Consider the following 24619-nt stretch of genomic DNA (forward strand, 5'->3'; position numbering starts at 1 on the left):
TATTAAAAATAAAAAGTATTTACAACTAATAATTACAATATATGGTATTATAAGTATATGAAATTAATACTGAGCGCTGTAACAAATTAGAGATTAAGGAGAATGTAATATGGAACAAATATGGGAAAAACTTTATAAAGAGGCTGTGAATGCACTAAATCCTCATGAAGTATCAAAAACTATGTGGGTTGGTAGTGTGGCCTCAGCGATTTTAACTAAAAAAGGAAATATTTATGTAGGTATTTGCATTGATACAAATGGTTCATTAGGAATGTGTGCGGAGAGAAATGCATTATCAACAATGTTAACTAATGGAGAAAATGAGGTAGATAAGATTGTTTCTGTATATAAGGATGGAAAGGTGATACCTTCCTGTGGTGCATGTAGAGAATTTATGATGCATCTTGGAAATAACTCAGATAATATTGAAATGCTACTTGATAAGGAAGGAAAAACAATAAAGTTAATTGATTTGTTGCCAGAATACCCAAAATATAAATAAATTTAGTCATCCTTACCTATAATAAATTTTAGATTTTCATTTAATATAAAATAGCAATTAGAATAGGGGAATATCATGATATATATTATTAAAGATAGAGATAAAAAAGAAAAAATAGCAAGAGATATATTATATAATTTGCCTGAATGGTTTGGATTACCAGAAAGCACTGAAGAATATATTTATTGTAGTAAAGATATGAACTTTTGGGCAGATATTGAAGATGATAAGGCGAGGGGATTTATTGTACTAAAAGAGACAAGTCCTTATACTGTTGAACTTTACGTTTTAGGAGTATTGAAAGAGTTTCATAGAAATAAAATTGGTGTGAAGTTATTTGATGCTTGTTATAATTATGCTAAAGAGCAAGGATATTTATATATGCAAGTTAAAACAGTAAAAGAGGGGTGCTATGAAGAATATGATAGAACAATAGCATTTTATAAAAAACTTGGATTTAAGGAATTTGAATGTTTTCCTTCACTTTGGGATGAATGGAACCCTTGTCAAATCTATGTTATGACATTAAGTAATCTATAGTCTAATTTGTAGTAAGATAAAATTAACTTTTACTAGGACAAGTATATTTAATAATATATACCTGCCCTATTTAAGTTATGATGATTATGTATTAATTTTGATAGTTGATATCTTGTGATGTTAAATATTCAAATATCTTAATTTCTTCTGCGTTTAAATTTTCTTTATTAATATCAATAGCATTTATTCTATTATTATCATATGTTTTGTAGTAATAAACTCCATTATTTTGATTCATACAAGAAGAGTATGTAGTTAGGTCTTCTAAACCATCCTCTGTAATTACACCACCTTTTACCATTTTTACATAATCTAGCATGTGGAAAAATTGAGTAATAGCCAATATATCATTATCAATAGACGGCATTTTAGATCTAATATAAGCAATTCTTACAAATCTTGAAACAGAAGCAAAATCTCCAGGCATTCCTAAAGTACCAGCTCCTATGCCTAAAGCTTTTAATTCTTGGTTATTCCAAGTAGTTTCTTTTGGATAATCAGGAGTTAAATATAAATACTCGTTTAAATTTGTTAAGTGCCAATCAAATGTAGGATTATTAGTCATAACTCCAACAGTATTATCATGAATTGAAAAGCTATTTTTAGTTTTTTCAACCACTATAGATTTACCGTTTTTATCAACAATCATCCAATGAAGTGTTGGTACTGGTGTTTTTTCATTTATTGGTCTATTTACTAATTCTAAATTTTTAATTGTAACTTTAACTTCATCTACAGTATCATGATTTGACAACACCCATTGCACAAAGTCATAGGGTGCAATATTAACTTTATCAACTACAGGATCTTTTCCAAAATAAGCATAACCTGCAAAATTTAATCCTGCACAAGCTAAACCGTGTTCATTCATTCCATCAGCTATTACGGGATGATTATCAATAATAGTACCCATTCCAATAATTGCATGATTATTAGTCATTACATTGCCTGTAATTGTATCTTTGAATTTATAATTTCTTGGAATAATCATAACTGATTGATTAAAATTATAAGCTAAATCCATATTCCGTCCAAAAAAATATTTGTTTTCATTAGATTTTATACTTAAAGCTGTACACATATTTCCACCTCATATTATTATAATTACTAATATATTTATTTTTAATGTTTGAAAATTCTAAGATATTTATACTGATATATTAAATTAATTTATTTAAGTTAACATGAAACTGTTAAATATAAAATAATATTAAAAGTGTTGTTGATAAATCTTAATATTGTTGTTATAGAACGAATACTCAATTTATGTTATGATTTTAAAATAAAACATAATTTTTGCAAATTCTAATTTTAAATAATATAAGAACAGTACATTGACAAAGAATTATATAGATAATAAAATACTTTATGAAATAAATTTCATCATAAGAATTTAATAAAATTAAAATTATAATAGGTTCTAATAATATGTAAAAAACAATTTATGAGCAAGTAAATATGGTTTTTAATCTGAAGATTTTAAAAGAGTAACTTATAAGAAGTAGGTGATAATATAACTAGTATATACTTAATAACTTTTTTAGCTATTTATTTATTTAATAGGGCCTTAATGGATTATAGTTACAGTATATTAAATTTGAAAAGTAAAAAAGTATCTGAAATTTTAATTATAACTATATCAATTATCTCTATGATAATGATAGTTCATAAAGTATATACACCAATTGTATATTTAACTTTATTTATTGAATATATGATTATTTACAAAGTAAATTTTAGAAATAAATTAGGTGAGATATATAGCATTATTATTACTAATATTTTTATGTTGATTTTCATTAGAGATATATGTGTTGGTATATTTAGTTTATTATTAAAAAAAAGCATGAGTGATGTTATTATGTCGTATGATACATATGTACTATCATTTGCTGCATCAAGGTTTATAGGATTAATTTTAATATTAAATTTCAACAAATTTGTAAGTTTAGAAATTGTAAAAAAATTATTAGATAATAGAAATATTTTATTAATGAGTACTTTTACAATAATTAGTTTAATTATTTTATTATTAAATTCTAACCATACATATTTTTATTCAAGCGATTCTATTTCAACTACAAAGATTATGTTAATAGATAGATTTTGCATTGCATTTTGTTTTTATTTCTCAGTTAATGAAAAGATAAGAGCAATAAAATGGTTTGAAGAAGAATTGGATACTTATAAAAAATTAAATTTTTTTAATGAATTAGTTGATAAATCAAAAGATGTTATGTTTTTTAAGGATTCTAATTTTAGATACACATACTTAAATAATGCAGGTGAGAATTTTTTAAATAGAGATAAAGACAAAATTATTGGGAAAACAGATTTAGATTTACTGAATGAAAATTTTTTAGATGAGAAATTATACTATGAGTGGAAATTGGGAGATAAAATTGCTTTAGAACAAGGATATTATGATAGAATTGAAACTAAGGGAAATCGAATTTTTAGAGTTTCTAAAGAAAAAATTGATGGAGGAATATTAGGTATAGCTAGGGATATTACGGATGAGATGAAAGCTATAGAAAAGTCTGAACTAGATGAATTAACAAAAATATTTAATAGACGAAGATTTAAAATTGAAATAAATAAAATTTATTTAAACAAAAATAATAATATATATCTTATATTAATAGATTTAGATGATTTAAGAAATTTAAATAATAACTATGGTCATAATAAAGGCGATGAATATTTATCTATTATAGGAGAAATCCTTAAGGAAGAAAATAGATGTATGTTTTTCAGAATAGGTGGAGATGAGTTTGCTGGTTTGATAGATATTAGTAAGACTTCACCAGAAATAGTATTGAAAAGTATATTTGAAAAAATTAACTCTATAGATATTAATCCTAAGATTAGTATAAGTGTTGGTTGTAAAAGATTTTTCTTAGATAAGACTTACATTGAAAATTATGATGAAGTAGATAATTTGTTATATGAAGCAAAGGAAAAGGGGAAAAATAAATTTATTATTGAATATGATTAAAATTAAGATAGTTGTGGATTATATATATTTGCAATTATCTATTTTTATTATATACAAAATTTTATTTTTCTAAGTATGAAACTTACAGTGTAATTAGAAAATTCTTCTTATTATATTTACTATTTATGACATATGGTATAATAAGTTAAATGAATATGGGGTATAAATGTGTAATTTATGGAGGGGATTATGGTGAAAGCAAAAGCTATTATTTTTGATTTATTTGATACCTTACTTAAGGATATTAAATTTGATTTTGATTCAGGGTTATGTTATTTGCATGAAAATATTTTAACAAAAGATACTGATAAAGTTGAGTTTCTACACTATGCATCTACATATTGGAAAGAGCTTTATGATAAAAGAAGCGAAGACAATTCAGAATTAGCATTTGAAGATGAACTTTTAGATTTTAAAAACAAATATGGTTTTAAAGTAGATTATTCATTAGAAGAAATTGTATTAAATTGTGCACTTAAAATGAATATTGCTGAGCTATATGAGGATACTATTTTTGTTTTGGAACAGCTTAAGCTTTTAGAAATTCCAGTTTACTTATTAAGTAATTCCATATTTAAAAAGAATGTAATGAGAAAAATTATTAATCAATACGATTTAGAAAAGTATTTTGTTAATGTATATTTTAGTGCAGATTATAATATAAGAAAGCCACATAAAGACTTGTTTAAAATTGTATTTGATGATATTAAAGAGAAAAATAAAAGCATAGAAACGAATGATGTTTATTTCATTGGAGATAACTTTCAGGCAGATATTCTTGGAGCGAAAAATTTTGGATTTACTCCAGTTTTCATAAATCGTAAAAAGAATACAAATATTAACAATGATGAGTTCATTGAGATTAAATCATTAAATGAATTATTAGAAATAATTAAGTAGGTTTAATTTAAAAGTAAAATACTATGATATTTATTAAAATTTATATACTGAATAATATAAAGAACTAAGTCAAATATGATGAAGTTCTTTTTATTTTTATTATAAAAAATGTATTTTTAAAGTTATTTTTATCTTGTATAATTACATAAGAACTTATTAAATTGAAAAGTGGTAAATGTTTGATAAAAAGTAGAATTAATATATAATCTAGGGAAAAGATAGATATTAAGGTTATTGATATAGATGATTAATAGTAGAAATAATTAAAAGATATACTTGGAAATTTATTTAATTAGGAGTAGTGATAGTAATGAAAAATTGGATTGATGGTGCAGAAAATAAAAAATTCATAGCTTCATATAGTGGAGGAAAAGATAGCACATTAGCGTTATATAAAGCTATGAAAAAGGGAGAAGCTTTAGGGATTATTGTAATGATGGAGGAAGATGGGGAAAAATCTAGAGCGCATAGTTTATTTTTAGATATATTAAAAGCTCAAGGAGAAGCAATAGGATTACCTGTTTTTTCAGGTAATGCAAATTGGGAAAATTATGAGAAAGTATTTGTAGAAATATTAAAAGAAGTAAAAAAACTAGGTGCAGAAGTTCTTGTAACTGGTGATATTGATGTTCCAGAAAAGGACTGTTGGCATGAAAGGGTTGTACATAATGTAGGACTTGAACTTGGTATTCCTCTTTGGAAAATGAATCATAGAGAAGTAGTTGAGGAATTTATTTCTTTAGGATTTATAACTAAAATTATAACAATAGATACAAAACAAGGAATGAAGAAAGAAGACCTTGGGAGAATACTAACTTTTGATTACATGAAAGAGCTAGAAAAACGTGGAATTGATCCATGTGGTGAATCTGGAGAATTCCACACTGTAGTTATAGATGGCCCAATTTTTAAAAAGCAGATAAAAGTTAAAGAAAAAGAAATTATAAAAGATGGAAAGTATATGTATCTAACATTAGATTTGGAATAGATAAATGAACATTAACGTACTTATATTAAAGTGGTTAATGTTCTTTTTATTGAATTGTAATATAATATATATTTTTTTATGACTTCCCACTAAAACTACGTCCTGGGTGGTGCAGTGGCTAATCCGTTCTCGGATTAGGTCATAAAAATCCAATAAAAATCCATAAGATTTTCTAATTAAATTTTCAATGAATAGTTTAAACTTTGAGTTTAAATGTATAGTTAAAAGTTATATAAGATAGTATGAATTTTATTTGAGAAAACTAAACTTGAACCAATGATATTAAAACTGTCATTGGCTTATGTTATAATAAGTTTAAAATTAAGAGAGTAGTAATTAATGAGAAATTTAAGAAGGATGGATTATTTATGATAAAGACAGTTGTGAGAGATGTATTATTTTTAGGACAAAAGTCAGAGGATGCAACGAAGAATGATGCAAATGTGATTGATGATTTAATAGATACTTTAAGAGCAAATTTAGAGTATTGTGTTGGCATGGCTGCAAATATGATTGGAGTGAAGAAACGTATATTGGTATTTGTTATGGGAAATGTTATTGTACCAATGGTGAACCCTGTTATATTGAGGAAGGATAAAATGTATGAGACAGAGGAAAGCTGCTTGTCTTTAGTTGGAGTTAGAAAAGCAAAAAGATATGAATTAATAGAAGTAGAATATCTAGATAGAAATTTTAAAAAGCAAAAACAAGTATTTACTGGATTTACTGCACAAATTATTCAACATGAAATGGATCACTTTGAAGGAGTAATAATTTAGATTATAAAGTTATTTGTTATTAATTGATAATATTAGTTAAAAAAGAGTTTTTATGTACGTCTATTTTTAGATATTAGGAAAAAAGTGAGTAATAACTACCTTAACTTTTCACGCTTACTTCTTACTTGGTTCCAATATAAAAATAGAAATAGCATGTAATTTTAGTAGTATCATTTGATAAAGAGATTACTTTGAATTTGAGATTGGAACCCTATATGTTCAGTGAAAGGAATTTATTATGGCAAAATTAAGAAAGATGCTTGGAAAAGCAGATTCAACATATATTGTTTCTCTTATGAGGTTAATAGAAACACAAAGTAAAGATACTATTGTAAAGTGGTGTAATGAATATGCAAGAGAGCATATTTTACCTATTTATGAAAAAGATTATCCAGAAGATTTTCGTTTAAAAAATGCATTAGATGCATGTAAGGAATGTTTAGATGGAAATATAAAATTAGTACAAGCAAAGAAAATTATTAAGGAAGCTCAAATAGCAGCAAGGGAAGTAGAAGGAAATCCAGCTGCACAAGCTGCAGCTAGGGCAATTGGTGCAACAACTATAACAATTAATAATATAACTAGTTGTTTAGGACTTGCGTTTTATGGGGCAGCAGCAATAGCATATTCATCTCTTGGAGTTAATGAAAAGCCAGAAGTTTATGATGAAATTGCAGCAATAGAGTGTAGGAAGATGAAAGAAGCATTATGCAAAATTGCTATAAAAGACGAGTCGAATCCAGCAAAAATAAATTGGAATTGCTAAATATAAAATGATATGTATCAATAAGCATATTATAAAAGGAGGGAATTTTATGAGTCTCTATAAGTCCTAGTGTAAATATTTTAGGAAAGTGGAGAGAATAAAATGATAACAAAATTTAAAATAGAACAATTAGATGAATTAATGAAAATTTGGCTTGAAACTAATATAGATGCTCATAGTTTTATACCAAAAGAATATTGGATTGATAAAGCTCCATTGGTTAAAAAGTTACTGCCTAGTTCTGATATTTATGTTTTTAAGGAATGTAATACTATAAAAGGATTTATAGGTGTTATTGAAAATGGATATATTGCAGGTATTTTTATAAAGAAGGAATATCAAAGAGAAGGAATAGGTAATAAATTAATAGACTACATCAAATCTAAATATGAAAATATTACATTGGATGTTTATAATAAAAATGAAAAAGCATTAAATTTTTATTATAAAAACAATTTCAAAGTATTAGATAGTAAATTTGATGAAGAAACAAAAGAGCTTGAGTACACTTTGTTTTATAAAAAATAGTTAAAACTATAATTAAATATTAAATTAGTAGAGATACCGTAATATTCAGAAATGAATTTACGGTATTTTATATTATGTTTTTATCATTAGATATATCTTTAAATAATGTTCTTTAAAATTTTAATAATTGTGTATAGGAACTTAATGAAATAATATAGTAAATATGATAAAATTTTACTAAAAGTTAAGAAGAAATTATAATTAATCTAGTTTAATGTATAGTTAAAGAATTACACAACTTTTGAGGATTTTAGAGGGTGATGAATAGGCATGTTTATATATGATTTTAAAACAAAGGTACAAATTTTAGAAGGATGGTCAGATGATAAAAAATATTGTGTTACAACAGAGAATGATAAAAAATATTTGTTACGTATTTCAAAAATAGAACAAAAGGAACGTAAAAGTGTTGAATTTGAATTTATGAAGTGTGTGGAAGCTCTTGGTGTGCCTATGTGTAATCCAATTACGTTTGGTACTTGTGACGAAGGCGTATACTGCTTACAAAGTTGGATTGAAGGAAAGAATTTTGAAGAAGTTATTATCATGTTAACTGATAAAGATCAATATGACTATGGAGTTCAGGCTGGTCAAATACTAAAGAAAATCCATACTATTAAAATTCCTGATACACATGAAAAATGGGAGATACAATTTAATCGTAAAATTGAGCGGAAAATTCAAATGTATAAAGAGTGTCCGATAAAATATGAAAATGGACAATTTTTTATTGACTATATAAATAAAAATCGCTATTTGTTAAATAGTCGTCCACAATGTTATCAGCATGGTGATTACCATGTTGGAAATATGATGATTGATAATTATGGAAATTTGCAAATCATTGATTTTGATAGAGCTGATTTTGGTGATCCATGGCAGGAGTTTGATCGAATTGTTTGGAGTGCACAAAAATCACCACTTTTCGCTTCAGGTATGGTAAATGGCTATTTTGATGAAAATGTACCAATGGATTTCTGGAAGTTGCTTGCATTATATATTTCAAACAATACTATATCATCTATATCTTGGGCAATGCAATTTGGAAAAAATGAAATTAATAATATGATAAATCAAGCAAAAGAAGTTCTTCAGTGGTATGATAATATGCAAAATCCTGTTCCGACTTGGTATAAAGGCTGTATTTTATAAGTATAAAATTAAATTTATCTTTTAGGTAATTTGCAAGTTTCAATTGAAAAATAAAATAATATTAAATTACTACAATAGGCAAGATATTAGGCTTTATTTAAAAAAATTTCAAGTCTTAAAAAAGTTAAAATTAGAAGTATAGATAAAAGTAATAAATACTTAATTTAAGAGGTGATAGAAATAGAAATTCGTATTGCAACATATGAAGACTGTGCAAAGTTAGCCATATTAAAAAGAAATGTATGGGAAACTACTTATAGAGGAATTTATCCAAATGAAAAAATAGATAAATATGATATTGAGTTAAATGAAAATAAATTTAAGAATATAATAAAAAAACAATCACAGAGATTATTCATTGTTTTAAATAATTCAAGAATTATTGGATATGTTAGTTGTGGTAGAATTATGAGATCTTTTGATAAATACACTCATGATATAGGGTTACTATATTTATTAAAAGAGTATCAAGGTAAGGGAATAGGTTCACAAATATTTAAATTTGCTAAAAATGAATTAAAAAATCAAGGAATAACAGAGTTTATTGTTTCATGTAATAAATATAATTTTTCAGCCCAACAGTTTTATAAAAAAATGGGAGGAAAGATAATTAAAATTGATGAAGATAATGAAGACAAATCAATACCTCAAGTAAAGTTTTTATTTGTTGAAGAATTAGAAAATAGTTAGTTACAAAATATATTATAATTTATTGGTGATATTAAAATAGTCTTAAGTAAAAATATGTTTATTAGAAATACAAATAAATAGGAGTTATAAATGAGTTTTTATATAATAATAAATTAATGGAGGTATTTATATGGAATTCAAATTAGCATTATTGGCAGTAAAAGATGTTAATATTTCTAAAAAGTTCTATAAAGAACTTTTTAATCAAAACGTTATTCTTGATTTAGGTCGTAATGTAACATTTAGTGGTGGATTTGCAATACAAGAGGATTTTGCATGGCTAACAGATTTACCTGGTAATTCTGTTATAGAGAAATCTAATAATATGGAATTATATTTTGAAGTAGATGATTTTGATGAATTTATACAAAGGATTCATAATTATGAAAAAATAGAATATGTACATCAACCAAAGAAACATGAATGGCAACAAAGAGTTGTTCGTATTTATGATCCAGATTATCACATTATTGAAATAGGAGAGTCTATGACAGTGATAGCAAGACGGTATCTTAGTGAAGGTTATTCTATAGAAGAAACTTCAAAAATTATTCAACATCCAATTGAATTTGTAGAAAAGTGCAAGTAAGCAATATTACATTAGATTCACTAAACTATAGTAGGTTTTTAAATATTTAGATAATAAAATATAATGTAATGAAGCTTAGATATTTTTTATATTACAATGGAGGTATAAATATGGCACAATTTATTAAGGAAAATATAAATTTACCAGTTAGTTTACACGACTCAGTAATTACTTCAATGCAACAAAATTCATCTGCATCATATAAAATGGATGGTGATATCATTTTAAAATTTACTGATGGTTTTTACATAGTAAATAAAAAAGAACTTGAGAAGACAGGTGAAGCATATATTTTATTATCAGGTGTTGATTTTGATTTTTCTCATATTTATTATTGCAAAGAAAATAAGAGAGAAAAAATTACATTTAATCAATTAGAAGAAGATATTGAGAACTATACCATTTGTGTAATTAATGAAATGTATGGTTATAATCAAACAAAATTTAGTTGTAGTATGAATAAGAAAAATGAACTTTATGAAGTGGAGATTGGAATATATCATTTTAATGAAACAAGATATGAATGGGCATGTAAACCTATATATATCTAAGAATTATATTCGGTATAATATACAACAAATTAGCTATATGTTTAATTATTGTTATTGATTCTACATGAATCAATATAATAAGGTATAAAAATGCAAATAAATTTTATATGCAGTTAATGACAATTATGGGACAAAAGAAAACTTAAAAAGTCGGGCTGTGAATCTTTCATGATGATAAGATTAGATTAACGAATTGTGAGGGGGAAAAGTTATTGAATGGATTGAAAGTATTAGAGAAGCTATTTCTTATATTGAAGAGAATATAACTGAGGACTTATCTATAAAAGATATTGCTAATAGGGTAAATATTTCACCTTTGTATTTTCAAAAAGGGTTTGCAATGTTATGTGGTTATTCTTTAAGTGAGTACATTAAGAGAAGAAGACTTGCACTTGCCGGCAGTGAGGTTTTGTCTACTAATGAAAAAATAATAGATATTGCAATAAAGTATGGATATGATTCTCCAGATAGCTTCACTAAAGCTTTTACAAGATTTCATGGAGTTACACCATCAGCAGTTCGTAAAGAGGGTGCAATGATAAAATCATTTGTTGCCCTTAAAATCAAATTTTCGTTGGAAGGTGGATATATAATGGATTACAAAATAGTTGAAAAAGATGAATTTAAGGTTATAGGAGCATATAAAAAATTTAAATATGAGTCAGCATTTATGGAGGTACCTTCATTTTGGAATGATCATATTTCACAAGGAAAGTTGAAAGAAATATGCGGAATGTATGGTATTAACATTGATGAAGAAATGGGCGGTAATGAATTTGAGTACCTCATTGCAGAGGATTATTCAAAAGAAAAGGAATATATGGAAGAGTATGTAGTTAAAACAATTCCTAAGTTTACTTGGGCTATCTTTCCTTGTTACGGACCAAGTCCCTCATCACTTCAAGAAACTAATAAGAAAATATTTTCAGAGTGGCTACCAAATTGTAGAGAATATGAAATTGCTGCAGGTTACAATATAGAAATGTATAATGATCCAAGTGACTATAAAAAGGGAATTTTAGATGAAAACTATTATAGCGAAATTTGGATTCCAGTAAAGAAAAAATAGTATTTAATATATAACAGGATAGGCTTAAAACCTACCCTGTTTTTTTATGCCTAGCATTTTATTGAGGTTAGATAAGAAATAGAACACCAGAATTAAATACAACAATAGATTGCTTGAAAAAATTATAGATAGAAACAATCTAAATCAAGTATTTAAAAGGGTTAAAACTAATAAATGAAGTTATGGAATTGATGGTATGGAAGTAAATATAGGTTGAGGTAAACTATTACCAATAATAAAGTTAGTTTTAAATATTGAATTAAAATCTTAAACATATTAGGAAGTGTAGATATATGATAGTTTAAAATTTTATTAATAGAAATTATAGAATAAATATTCGTTTATTGTAAAAAAACATGATGATTAGGGATATTTTAAAGAAAAATAGAAGGAAAAGGGAGGAAATGGAGGGGAATTGATAATGAAAATCATTTACAATTATAGAAGAGTTTTTAAGAATTATTAATATTAGACACTAAAAGATAATCAGTAATTTTTGAAGAACATCAAAATTTGATAATTGTAAGCTTATTTATGACAAGAGGAGGTTGAGTTTATGAATTTAGAAAAGCTTATAAAAGGCTTGGAAGAGGTAAGAGAAAATGATGTGGTTTTATATTGTTTTCCATATGCGGGTGGAGGAGCAAGTGTATTTAGAAATTGGAAATATAAGTTAGGCGACAGTGTAAAGGTGTGCCCGATACAACTACCTGGTAGAGAAGAAAGAATATCAGAAAATCCATATGTTAATATGGATGTTTTAGCAGAAGATTTAGCAGATATTATTGCATCTAGAAATAATGAATTTATTATTTTTGGACATAGTATGGGAACAAAAATAGCATATGAAGTTGAAAAACGATTAGAAATCATGGGAAGAATTGCAAAATTGCTTATTGTATCTGGAGGAAGAGCACCTCATATACCAGAGCCTAGTCCAATATATAATTTATCCGATGATGAGTTTAAGCAAGGTATAATTAGGTTTAATGGAATGCCTAAGGAAATTATACAAAATAAAGAATTATTTGAGTTTTTTCTTCCAGTTATGAGAGCAGATTTCACATTAGATGAAAGTTATAAATTAGAGGATGCTAAAATACTAAAAAGTCCTATTATGGCATTATGGGGAAAAGAAGATAAAGAAGGAAATTTTGAAGAAATAATAAAATGGAAAGAGTATACTGAGAGTCATTTTAAAGAATGTTCTTTTCAAGGAGAACACTTTTTTATTAAAGTAGATGAAAAATCTGTTTTACAGGAAATAAAAAAACAAATATCTATATGTAATAGAAATTTATGATAAAAATATTTAACTTCTCAGATATATACAATAAAAATAATATAACTTTAATTGACAATGAAATACATGTTTGGATTATAAAAATAAATGAATCAAAAAATTGGTCATTAGAACAAAAAAAATATCTAACTAAACAGGAGCATAGAGATATAGACAAATATAAATTTGAAGAAGATAGAAATAGGACACTAGTGAGTAAAACTGTGCTTATGGAATTATTATCACATTATACAAATACAAAGTATATGGATTTAGATATACAGAGAAATATATATGGAAAACCATATGTAAAATCAAGTGATATTAGATACAATATTTCACATTCAGGACAAGTTGTTATGATTGGCTTTGGGCACTGTACAGAAATTGGTGTTGATATTGAAATAATAAGGAATATTGATGGGTATAAAAAACTAGCTCAAAATTTATACTCTGAAGAAGAATGCATAGCTATACAAAGTTTAGAAGAGTTTTTCAGATACTGGACTAAAAAGGAAGCTTATTTAAAAGCTTTAGGTACAGGGTTAAATAAAAATTTAAATTCATTTACTATAATTGATAATGAAATTATAGATGGTAGAAAGTGTCTAAAAAATTGGTGTGTGGAAGAAGTGAAAATCAGTAAGGATTATATTGCACATATAGCAATAAACTTTTAGGAAGGAAGTAATTAAATGGATAGAAATGAAGCGTACCATGGAGTAATTTCTATAAAAAAAGCCAAAACAGTAACATCGTGGATCGATGAAATTATAGTAAAAAGAAGTTGTAACATAGCAATTGTTGATGAAAATAGCAAAATTACTTATTCACAACTAGGAAGAAAAATTGAAGATTATAAGAAAATATTCATTCATAATAAAATAAGTGAAGGTCAGAATGTGGTAATACAGATGCCTAATGTTAAAGAGTATATATATGCTTTTTTAGCACTTATAAAATTAGGAGCAGTACCTGTTATAGCAAATTCTTTACTAGGTATACATGAAATTGCAGGTATTATAGAAGAAACTAAATCAGTTGCATATTTATATTATGAAGAAAATGCAACTGTAGTAAAAAGAATAAGAGATAAGTACAAACATATTAAAATTTTATCAGCAAAAGATATGAATAAAGGCATGAATATAAATGAAAATTTTAAATTAAACCATAAATCTAATGTTGAAGATGTTGCATTTTTAATGATGTCTGGAGGAACAACGGGGAAACCTAAAATAGTTCCTATAACTCATAGTATGTTTTCTTGGCATATATATTGTTATTGCAAAAGATTTAATATTACCTCAGATGACTCATATTTACTGGTATCACCTTTAACACATAAAATGGGATTATATTCTCCAGGAATTTTTAATTTTTTATGCATGGGAGGAAAAATCATATTATGTAAGTATGGAAGTTGTGATGAATGGTTTTCCTTAATAGAAAGTGAAAAAGTTACTTGTACAGCATTAGTTCCAACTTTAGCAAAAGTTTGGATGGAATTTTTAAAGTATGATAAATCCTATGACATTTCTAGTATAAGGTCAGTAACTATTGGAGGAGCAATGCTAAAAAGTGAGCTTATATCAGAACTTATTAATACATTAGGTTGTGAGATTCAAATTCAATATGGAGCAACTGAAGGGGTGTCTATATATAGTGTATATACTAGAGAAAGTAAAAAGTTTTTAAATACATATAAACATCCTATATCAGGAAAAGAAGAAATTAAAATAATAAAGGAAAATGGAAAAGATGCAAAAGAATATGAGTGTGGAGAATTAATTGTAAAAGGACCATATACAATTAAAAATTACTATAATAAAGAAATGAGTAATTCAAATAAATTTACTGAAGATGGGTACTATAGAACTGGAGATATGGCATTATGGAGTGAAAAATATGGATATGAAATAGTTGGAAGAGTAGTAGATCAAATTAATCGTGCAGGTGAGAAGATTAATCCAAGTGAAATTGAGAGTATTATAGGTGGTCATCCAGAGATAAATGAAGTAGTTTCAATAGGAGTGCAGGATGAATTGTTAGGTGAAAGGCACTATATATTTATAAAAACTAAAAATAAAAAGTTAGAAATAAGAGAAATAAGAAATTTTCTAAAGTCAAAAGGTTTAGCTAAATACAAGTTACCAGATCAGCTTGTTATATTGGAGCAGTGGCCGCTAACAATGGTAAATAAGATTGATAAAAAGAAGTTAAAAGAAATAGCAATAAATAAAAATCAAAGGAGTTTATTGTGTTTATAACCTATAGAATTTTAGACTTAAATTTAAAATAGGAGGGGTGGTATATGGAATTTTCTTATGAAAAATTGTTGCTTATAACAATGGAAGTTTTAGAATACAATAATGAACACGTAGTTAAAAAGGATAATTTAATAGAATTAGGACTTACCTCATTAGGAACTATGAAAATAATAAATAGATTTAGAGAACATGGAATAAAAATTTCCTTTTCTGAATTAATGAAAGAGCCTTACTTAGAAACGTGGTGGAAGATAATAAAATCAAAATTAAAAGTTGCTGTAATTGAAAAAAGTCCTAGATATGAAAGCTGTGAAGATTCATTATTTCCATTAACAGATGTGCAACAAGCTTATTGGATTGGAAGAGATGAAAATCAAATTTTAGGTGGTGTATCTTGTCATATATATTTTGAGTTCAAGTGTATTAATATAAATGAAGAACAGTTAAAACTAGCGTGGAATAAGGTTCAAAAAAAGCATCCTATGTTAAGGGTGAAAATTTTAGAAAATGGTATGCAAATTATTAATGATAACCCATATAGAAATAACATAATAATTCATGATTTAAGGGGATTTGATAAAGAAAATAGAAATGAAAAGTTGGAAAAGATTAGATATGAAAATTCTCATAGAATGTTAGATATAAAAAATGGACAAGTTGCTGAATTGGAGTTATCTATTATAGATGAAAGAAATAGTATTATTCATTTTGATATAGATGTAATAGTAGCAGATTTGAAGAGTTTTAGAATAATATTTTCCGATTTGTGCAAATATTATAAAAAAGCTGATATAGAAGAAATAGATTATAAAATAGATTTCTCACATTATATATTTGATAAAAATTATATTAGTTGTGATGAAAAATCAAGAGAGTTTTGGAATGAAAAGATAAAAAGTGTAACTAATGGACCTCAATTACCATATTGTACTTTGTTAAGCTCAATTTCTAATCAAAGGTTTAAAAGAAGAAATTACATTTTAGATAAAGAAAAGTGGGATATATTATGTAATAGTTCAAAAAAAATAAAAGTAACACCTGCTATGGTATTTCTAACTTTATTATCAAAAGTGTTAGATAGATATAGCGAATCAGAAGAGTTTTTTATAAATATTCCTATATTTAATAGACCTATAGAATACAAAGACATTGTTGGAGATTTTACCAATATAGTATTATTACCATTAAATAATACTTATAACAAAGGATTTTTAGAAGATATTAAAATAGTAAAAGATAATTTTTTAGAGATAATGAGCTTCTCAAATTACTCAGGTATTAATGTTATAAGAGATATAAAGAAAAATAATAAAGGAAATGGAGTTATAGCACCTGTTGTTTTTTCCTGTGATTATGAAGATTCCATTATAGATTATGATTTTCAACAAACATTTGGGGATATAGATTATATTAGTTCACAAACACCACAGGTTACAATAGATTTTCAAATTATGAAAGTTCCAAAGGGAATAATGCTTTCATGGGACGCTATTGATGAAGCTTTTAATGTGGATGTTATCGAGAATATGTTTGAGGATTACATAAATACTTTAGAATGGCTTTTGAAAAATCCTAGCAGATGGAATGAAAAATTACCTGATATAAATAAAGAAAAATTACAATACAGATATAAGAATATTATTAATGAAAATACTACAGATATGAATTTTCTTCATAAGAAAGTTTTTGAGAATGGAAAGACAAATCCCAGTAAAATTGCTGTAATTGAGGCAGAAACAAATACTGAAATATCATATGAAAAACTTACAAGTCTATCGAAAAGAATGGCTACATGGTTAAAAAGTAAAGATATTGGTAGAAATGATAAAGTGGCTATAAGATTGCCAAGAGGAGCTAATCAAATAGTAGCTATATTAGCAGTTCTAAGTATAGGAGCTTGTTATGTACCAATTAATATCAACCAACCTAAAAATAGGACAGAAAAAATTATATCAAAATCAGGAGCCAAGATATTAATAACAAATGAGGTAAAAGATATTAGTGAGGAAGATATTCCGTTAATTATTCTGAATTCTCAAATATTACAATATGAAGAGTTAGACTGTATTGAAGAGTATGATAGTGAAGATTCTGCATATATAATTTTCACTTCTGGGACAACAGGAGAACCAAAAGGAGTGGAAATTTCTCATAAGAGTGCATGGAATACTATTGAGGATGTCAATATGAAGTGTGCTGTAAATGAAAACGATAAACTATTATCTGTATCATCATTGGAGTTCGATTTATCTGTATATGATATATTTGGGGTATTGTCTCAATGTGGAACAGTAGTATTAATTAACGAAGGGGATGAAAGGCGTTCCGATAATTGGGTAAAATATATGAAAAAATATGATATTACCATTTGGAATTCAGTACCTTTTCTTTTAGATATGTTAATATCTAATGCAAAAGAACAAGATGTTTGTATGAATACTTTAAGAAAGGTTTTATTATCAGGAGATTGGATAGGAATAGATTTACCAGCAAGGCTAAAGCTATTTGCTCCCAATGCAAGTATTTTGGCAATGGGAGGAGCAACAGAAGCCTCTATTTGGTCAAATTATTTTGAAATAGAAAAACCATTACCTAAAAATTGGATATCAATACCTTATGGACAGCCTTTGAAAAATCAAGCTTATAGAGTAGTAGATAGCAAAGGGAGAGATTGTCCCAATTGGGTTTCCGGAGAGTTGTGGATTGGTGGACAAGGTGTTGCCAAAGGATATGTAGGAGATAATAATTTAACAGAGTCTAAATTTAAATATTTTAGAGAAAGAAAGTGGTATAAAACTGGGGATATGGGTAGATTTTGGAGTGATGGCACTCTTGAATTCTTAGGAAGAAAAGATACTCAAGTTAAAATAAAAGGGCATAGGATAGAGCTAAGTGAAATTGAAAATGTTTTAGAAAAAATGTCTGGTATAACTAAGTGTATAGTTTGTACTGTGGGTGGTGAAAGTAACAAAAAACTTGCAACATATATTGCATATGAAAATAATCAAATAATAAAAGAGAATGATGTAAAAGAATTTTTAAAGTTACATTTGCCTGAGTATATGATTCCTAAAGCATATTATTTTTCAAATGATATACCTACATCAAAAAATGGGAAAATAAACAGAAAGAAAGTATCTGAGGTTTTATCACAGAAAGCATTAGAATCAAATGAATATGTAGCACCAAAGGGAGAGCTAGAAGAAAAAATTACCGACATATGGAAAAAAATATTATCTGTTGATAAAGTATCAAGATTTGATAATTTTTTTGAAATAGGAGGAGATAGTTTAAAAGCTATAAATCTGATATCTCAACTGAAAAATATTTCCATTGACCCATTAAGTTTATCTATACAGTTGTTGTTTCAATCGCCAACTATAGAATCTTTAACTAAAGAAATTGAAAAAATTAACAGAGAAATTGAAGTTAATGTAATATAAAAAAATATTATAATTTAGGAGGGGTATTTTGAATATTAAAGAATTTATTGAAGGATTAGCAAGTAAGGATATAGTTATTTGGAAAGAAGGAGAAGCACTAAAATACAGAGCACCTAAAGGTGTTATGGATATGTCCACTTTAAATAAGGTTAAGGAAAATAAACAGTTATTATTAGAATATCTACAAGGAAAAGATGAATTTTGTAAAAATTCAAAATCAAGACATGAGAAATTTCCTTTAACAGATATACAAAATTCTTATTTAATGGGAAGAAATAAAATGTATGAATTAGGTGGCGTAGCTTGTCATGGATATATTGAAATAGAGTTTGATGAGATTTTAGACAAAGATAGAATAGAATATGCTTGGAATAAAGTTATCCAGAAGCATGATATGTTGAGAGCAATAATATCTGAATCAGGGTATCAAATTATACAAGAAGCAGTTTCATATATAAATATTCAATATATTGATTTAAGAAATGAATTTGAAACAAGAGATAATGAAAGAAAAATTTTAAGGGAAGAATTATCAAATAAGCAATATAAACTAGGTCAGTGGCCAATGTGCGATTTAGCAGTTAGTATTGAAAATGACAAGAGTATTATACATTTTTCTATGGATATGCTAGTATCAGATTTTATAAGCATGAATATTATTCTAAATGATTTGAAAGAGTTTTATGACAACCCTGAAATGATAATAATACCAACAACACAGTACAGAGATATAGTACTTCATAGAGAGAAAATGAAAAAAGTTGAATCTAAGGATAGAAAAGAAGCAGAGATATATTGGAATAATAAACTATTTGAAATGGGAGAAGCTCCTGAACTTCCAATAATGAACACTATAAATTTAGAGGAAAGTGGGTTTTCACAGAAAAAAACATTTTTGAATAGTGATCTTTGGAACAAGTTTAAAGGGTGTTGTATGGAAAATAATATTACACCATCAGTTCTTATTATGGCTGCATTAGCAGAAGTTGTTTCAGTATGGTCATCCAATGATAAATTTTGTATAAATACAACTCTTTTGAATAGACCTAATATTGTAAGTGATATAAATAAAATTGTAGGAGACTTTACAGAAGTAAACGTTTCATCTATAAACTTAGATTTTAGTAAAAAATTTATTGAAAGAATAAAAGAAATGCAGAGAAATTTGTGGTTAGATTTAGAGCATAATGCGGTATCAGGAGTAGAAGTACTTCGAAAACTAGGCAAACATAGACAAAAAAATATAATTATACCAATTGTATTTACAAGTACATTAGGTGTAACCGATAAAGATACTGTTACATCAAGAAAAAGAATTGTTAATAAGTTGAGTCAAACACCACAAGTTTATATTGATTGCCAAGCAGCAGAAGAAAATGGGGGATTAACTGTAAACTGGGACATAAGAGATGGTGTATTTAATGAATTTATTATAGATGAAATGTTTCAAAGTTTTGAAGGATTAATTAAAAATATACCTTTAAATTCACAAACTGTATTTGAAGAAACATACCCTATAAAACTATCAAATAAAACTATCAAAGTTAGAGATGAGATTAATAATACTAGCAAAGAATTTAAAGGTAAAATGATGGAGGAAGGATTTTTAAGTTCTCTTAAAAAATACCCTAATAAAACAGCACTTATTACTAAAGATGGAGAATACACATACAGTAATTTATCTAAGTATGTAAAAAGTGTAATGAATGAATTAAAAAGAGAAAATCTTAAACCAGGTGATAAAGTAGGAGTAGATATAGAGAAAAATGTTTGGCAAGTTGCATCAATTATAGCTATTTTACTTATGAAAGGAACTTACATACCTATAGATGTAAATCAACCAATAGTGAGAAAGAAAAAAATAGTTAATAAGGCAGAAATAAATTTGATTATATCCGATAATGATAATTTAAAGGAATACTGCCAAGTTATAAATATAAATTCAATTAAATTAAGTAATGATAAATTAGAAGATTATGAAGTAGAAGAAGATTATAGTCGACCAGCATATGTTATCTTTACATCAGGAACAACTGGTGAACCAAAGGGTGTAATAATTACACATGAAGCAGCTATGAATACAATTTGTGATGTAAATGAAAGATACAACTTAACAGAAAATGATGTTTTATTAGGATTATCAAATATTTCTTTTGATTTATCTGTTTATGACATATTTGGAGCATTTGAATTAGGTGCTACATTAGTACTTCCAGATTCAGATAAAATAAAAGATCCAAAATATTTATATGAACTAATCTTAGTTCATAAAATAAGTATTTGGAATTCAGTACCCGCTCAGATGCAGATGTTAGTAAATTATTTAGAATCAGTAACAATAGATACAAATATTAGTTCATTAAAAAGAGTACTATTGTCAGGAGATTGGATACCAGTTAATTTACCAAAAAGAATTTTGAATATATTTCCTGAGAGTAAAGTTGTAAGTATGGGAGGAGCTACAGAAGCATCTATATGGTCAATACTATATGATATTTCTAAGGATGAAGTATTTAATAAAAGTGTTCCATATGGAAAACCTATGGTAAATCAAAAGTTTTATATTTTAAATAAACATATGGAATGTTGTCCTAACTATGTGGATGGAAGTTTATATATAGCTGGAAGGGGTTTATCATTAGGATACTTAAATGATGATGAAGAGAATAATAACAAATATAGTATTTTCGAAAAAACAGGAGAAAGAATTTATAAAACAGGAGATAGAGGTTGTTATAGAGAAGATGGAATAATAATTTTTAAAGGAAGAGATATTGGAGACGAACAGGTAAAACTTCATGGTCATAGAGTAGAATTATCAGAAATAAGATCGGTTTTAGAAGAACATCCAGATATTGACTCAGCTGCTACGGTGGCTATGGGAGAATCGCCAGAAGACTTGCATATTAATGCGGTTGTTTCACCAGTTAGAAAGAATATGAAAAAAGAAGTAAAAGAATATACTGAAGAAAGAAATATGTTAAATATACTAGAACAACAGTATGAAGATAGTGTAGATAGCAATTTGCTTGAAGAATGGATAAAAAAATCTGATGAAGTAGTTGTTGGTGATATATATAATGTGTTTAGTAAATATGGATTTTTTACAGATGAAGATACCAGTTGTACATTTAATGAGATTACAAGTAAAATGAATATTCCTGAAAAACTTCACAAGTTAACTAAAAGGTGGATTAATGTACTTGAAAAAGAAGGAATTATACAACTAAAAGACAATCAATATTATTTAGCGAAAGATGTAAAGAAGAGATTAGATTGTAAGATTTTATGGGAAGAATTTTATGATATTGAGTCTAAATTTAATTATAGTAAAGCTTTTGTAGATTATTTAAAAGAATCCAGTGATTTACTACCAGAATTGATCCAAGGAAAAGAGAATCCATTAGATATTTTATTCCCAAAAGGAGAAGTTCAACCAGCTATGGCAGCATATCACGATAACAAAATAAATAAGATATTAAATGATATAGCTGTAAAAGAAACTGAATATTTGTGTAAAAAACAAAATAAAGTAGATAACTCAAAAACATTTAGAATACTTGAGGTTGGAGCTGGTGTTGGTGGTACATCTATAGATGTTATACCTAAATTAGTAGGATATAATGTAGAATATTATTTTTCAGATTTATCAAATTTCTTCTTGAATAAAGCTCAGGAAAATTTCAAAGAATACAATTGGGTTAAATATGGAATTTTTGATATAAATGAAGATTTTGCACTTCAAGGTCATGAAGCATTTTCTTTTGATTTAATTTTATGTGGAAATGTTTTGCATAATTCAAAAGACATCCATCTAGTTATGGAAAATTTAAAGGGATTGTTAAAAGAGCAAGGTTCAATAATAGTATTAGAGGAAACAAGGACAAGCTATATGTTATTAACTTCTATGGAATTTAAAGATGGATTAACTGGATTTATGGATGAACGTAGAGAAGAAGAACAAACTTTCTTTACAAGAGGACAGTGGGAAAATATATTTGAAAAACATAATGGAGAAATAGTTTATGAATTCCCTAATAAGGAAAGTAAATTAGATTTAGTTGGACAAACTATTTATATAACAAGATTCTCATCTGAATATGAAAATATAAGTAAGGATGATATAAGAAGTTACTTAGAGCATACAATCTCATCGTATATGATTCCAAGCAACATTGTTGTGTTGCCATCTATACCATTGACAAATAATAGAAAAGTAGATATAAAAAAAGTAAATTTAATATTTGATAAAATAGGTCAAAGCAAAAACAATGCTAAAAAATATAGTGAGTTACCAAAGAGTGATTTAGAAAAAAGAATAGAAAATATTTGGTGTAAAGAATTAAATATAAAAAATATAGGTAGAAATGATAACTTCTACAAAGTTGGAGGAGACTCATTATTAATTGCACAGGTTATTGGACAAATGTTGGACCAAATACCAGAAACAGATGGTTGGGAATGGAGTACTCTATTAACAGAGATGATGCAAACACCGACAATTAGAGAGATTTCAGAAAAAATTTATAAATTCCAAAATAATAAGGAGGATTGGGTTGATCCTTCCCTTATAAAAATAAAAAATAGTAAGTTAAGTAATGATAAATCAGTAGCTAAAGTATTGTTTCATGCAGGAACAGGAACATTGACTCCATATGATAAATTACTTTCTTATATGGAAGAGGATAGTAAAGATGATGAGAGTATTATTGGATTCACCTTTGGAAATGATGCAGAGTATATATCTATAGAAACAGGAAAAACATTTAATGTATTGGGAGAAAAGTATGGAAAAATACTAAAGAATTTAGGGTATTCAAAATATATTTTAATTGGTCATTGTGTCGGTGGATTAATTGCTTTAGAAACAGCTCAATATCTAACAGACAATTCTATGAATGTAGTAGATGTTACTTTAATAAGCACAGGAATTCCAAGAAGAAAAGATAAAACAATTTTAAGAGGTATGACAGATGAAATTTATAAAAAAACATTAAAGTCTAGCTTAGATAATGAACTATTATTGGAGAGAATATTTGCTAAAATGATTAATGCAGATGAATATAAGGCAGGATATGTAACTAGTGATGAAAGGTTACAAAAATATATTGAGTATATGTCTAAAAAAGGCGTTGGAGATATAACTGTAGAAGCGTTATGTAAATCAGAAGGAGAATTTGATGATGTGGTACAAGAATTCCGTAGACAATCAAGTAAGCCTATATCTCAAAGATTAAATGATCTTTATAACACAATAGAAAAAACAGATGGAGAAATAATGGAACAGCAACTAAAAATGCTTAATGTATTATTTAGAATTTTTTCTCAAAACTTCAGATGTGTGGCAAGTTATGAACCTAAGCCTTATTTCGGAAATATAAGAGTATTTTGTTGTTCTATAAAAGGTGGTCATTTTTATCCAGGATTTTTTGAAGAAGACTATGAAACATGGAAGCCATATATAAAAGGACAAATGAAATATGACATAATAAAAGGACAACATTTTGATTGTATAACTGAGCCAAATTTAGGTGAGAACATTAAGAAAATTTTAAAATTTAATTATTAATAA

19 protein-coding genes are annotated in these 24619 nt (G+C 26.6%); 18 read left to right on the plus strand and 1 reads right to left on the minus strand.

The window, feature by feature from the left end:
- The first annotated feature begins 109 nt into the window (after positions 1 to 109).
- On the plus strand, positions 110 to 502 hold the full coding sequence (locus BN346_RS11490; RefSeq protein WP_040328740.1) for a cytidine deaminase family protein: 393 nt from the start codon (positions 110 to 112) through the stop codon (positions 500 to 502).
- A 75-nt stretch (positions 503 to 577) separates the two neighbouring features.
- Complete coding sequence (locus BN346_RS11495) at positions 578 to 1042, plus strand: GNAT family N-acetyltransferase (protein WP_040328741.1); 465 nt, start codon at positions 578 to 580, stop codon at positions 1040 to 1042.
- Between the two features lie 91 nt (positions 1043 to 1133).
- On the opposite strand, the gene bsh is transcribed toward BN346_RS11495, so the two are convergent.
- Positions 1134 to 2123, minus strand: coding sequence for a choloylglycine hydrolase (gene bsh / locus BN346_RS11500; protein ID WP_040328742.1), 990 nt, complete (start codon positions 2121 to 2123; stop codon positions 1134 to 1136).
- A 516-nt stretch (positions 2124 to 2639) separates the two neighbouring features.
- Between bsh and BN346_RS11505 the strand changes: the two genes are divergently transcribed.
- From BN346_RS11505 to BN346_RS11580, 16 genes are all read left to right on the plus strand, one after another.
- Positions 2640 to 4040 (plus strand): sensor domain-containing diguanylate cyclase, encoded by a 1401-nt coding sequence (locus BN346_RS11505; RefSeq protein WP_158644486.1) that lies wholly within the window; start codon positions 2640 to 2642, stop codon positions 4038 to 4040.
- Positions 4041 to 4229: 189 nt separating this feature from the next.
- Positions 4230 to 4940: an HAD family hydrolase gene (locus BN346_RS11510; RefSeq protein ID WP_040328745.1), complete on the plus strand. Its 711-nt coding sequence runs from the start codon at positions 4230 to 4232 to the stop codon at positions 4938 to 4940.
- 310 nt (positions 4941 to 5250) lie between these two features.
- A complete protein-coding gene (locus BN346_RS11515) occupies positions 5251 to 5928 on the plus strand; it encodes a Dph6-related ATP pyrophosphatase (RefSeq protein ID WP_040328746.1) in 678 nt (225 codons plus the stop codon).
- 368 nt (positions 5929 to 6296) lie between these two features.
- On the plus strand, positions 6297 to 6707 hold the full coding sequence (locus tag BN346_RS11520; protein ID WP_040328747.1) for a peptide deformylase: 411 nt from the start codon (positions 6297 to 6299) through the stop codon (positions 6705 to 6707).
- A 238-nt stretch (positions 6708 to 6945) separates the two neighbouring features.
- Positions 6946 to 7473 carry a putative immunity protein gene (locus BN346_RS11525; RefSeq protein WP_040328748.1) on the plus strand — a complete coding sequence of 176 codons (528 nt, stop codon included), beginning with the start codon at positions 6946 to 6948 and terminating at the stop codon, positions 7471 to 7473.
- A gap of 102 nt (positions 7474 to 7575) precedes the next feature.
- A complete protein-coding gene (locus BN346_RS11530) occupies positions 7576 to 8001 on the plus strand; it encodes an N-acetyltransferase (RefSeq protein ID WP_040328749.1) in 426 nt (141 codons plus the stop codon).
- Between the two features lie 270 nt (positions 8002 to 8271).
- Positions 8272 to 9153: an aminoglycoside phosphotransferase family protein gene (locus BN346_RS11535; protein WP_040328751.1), complete on the plus strand. Its 882-nt coding sequence runs from the start codon at positions 8272 to 8274 to the stop codon at positions 9151 to 9153.
- 171 nt (positions 9154 to 9324) lie between these two features.
- On the plus strand, positions 9325 to 9843 hold the full coding sequence (locus tag BN346_RS11540) for a GNAT family N-acetyltransferase (protein ID WP_040328752.1): 519 nt from the start codon (positions 9325 to 9327) through the stop codon (positions 9841 to 9843).
- Between the two features lie 130 nt (positions 9844 to 9973).
- Positions 9974 to 10432: a glyoxalase/bleomycin resistance/dioxygenase family protein gene (locus tag BN346_RS11545; RefSeq protein ID WP_040328753.1), complete on the plus strand. Its 459-nt coding sequence runs from the start codon at positions 9974 to 9976 to the stop codon at positions 10430 to 10432.
- 110 nt (positions 10433 to 10542) lie between these two features.
- Positions 10543 to 10983 (plus strand): hypothetical protein, encoded by a 441-nt coding sequence (locus BN346_RS11550; protein WP_040328754.1) that lies wholly within the window; start codon positions 10543 to 10545, stop codon positions 10981 to 10983.
- 211 nt (positions 10984 to 11194) lie between these two features.
- On the plus strand, positions 11195 to 12052 hold the full coding sequence (locus BN346_RS11555) for an AraC family transcriptional regulator (protein WP_040328755.1): 858 nt from the start codon (positions 11195 to 11197) through the stop codon (positions 12050 to 12052).
- A 556-nt stretch (positions 12053 to 12608) separates the two neighbouring features.
- Positions 12609 to 13355, plus strand: coding sequence for a thioesterase II family protein (locus tag BN346_RS11560; protein WP_040328757.1), 747 nt, complete (start codon positions 12609 to 12611; stop codon positions 13353 to 13355).
- Positions 13352 to 14014: a 4'-phosphopantetheinyl transferase family protein gene (locus BN346_RS20595; RefSeq protein WP_051540335.1), complete on the plus strand. Its 663-nt coding sequence runs from the start codon at positions 13352 to 13354 to the stop codon at positions 14012 to 14014. The genes BN346_RS11560 and BN346_RS20595 overlap by 4 nt, the downstream gene beginning before the upstream one ends.
- Before the next feature lie 15 nt (positions 14015 to 14029).
- Positions 14030 to 15604, plus strand: a complete 1575-nt coding sequence (locus BN346_RS11570) for an AMP-binding protein (protein ID WP_051540337.1) — start codon at positions 14030 to 14032, stop codon at positions 15602 to 15604.
- Positions 15605 to 15648: 44 nt separating this feature from the next.
- Entirely contained in the window at positions 15649 to 19047 is a 3399-nt protein-coding gene (locus BN346_RS11575) for a non-ribosomal peptide synthetase (protein ID WP_040328759.1), read from the plus strand.
- 28 nt (positions 19048 to 19075) lie between these two features.
- Entirely contained in the window at positions 19076 to 24616 is a 5541-nt protein-coding gene (locus BN346_RS11580) for a non-ribosomal peptide synthetase (RefSeq protein WP_040328761.1), read from the plus strand.
- Positions 24617 to 24619 lie beyond the last annotated feature (3 nt).

The sequence above is a fragment of the Clostridium ihumii AP5 genome (assembly GCF_000612845.1).
Classification (GTDB): Bacteria; Bacillota; Clostridia; order Clostridiales; family Clostridiaceae; genus Clostridium_J; species Clostridium_J ihumii.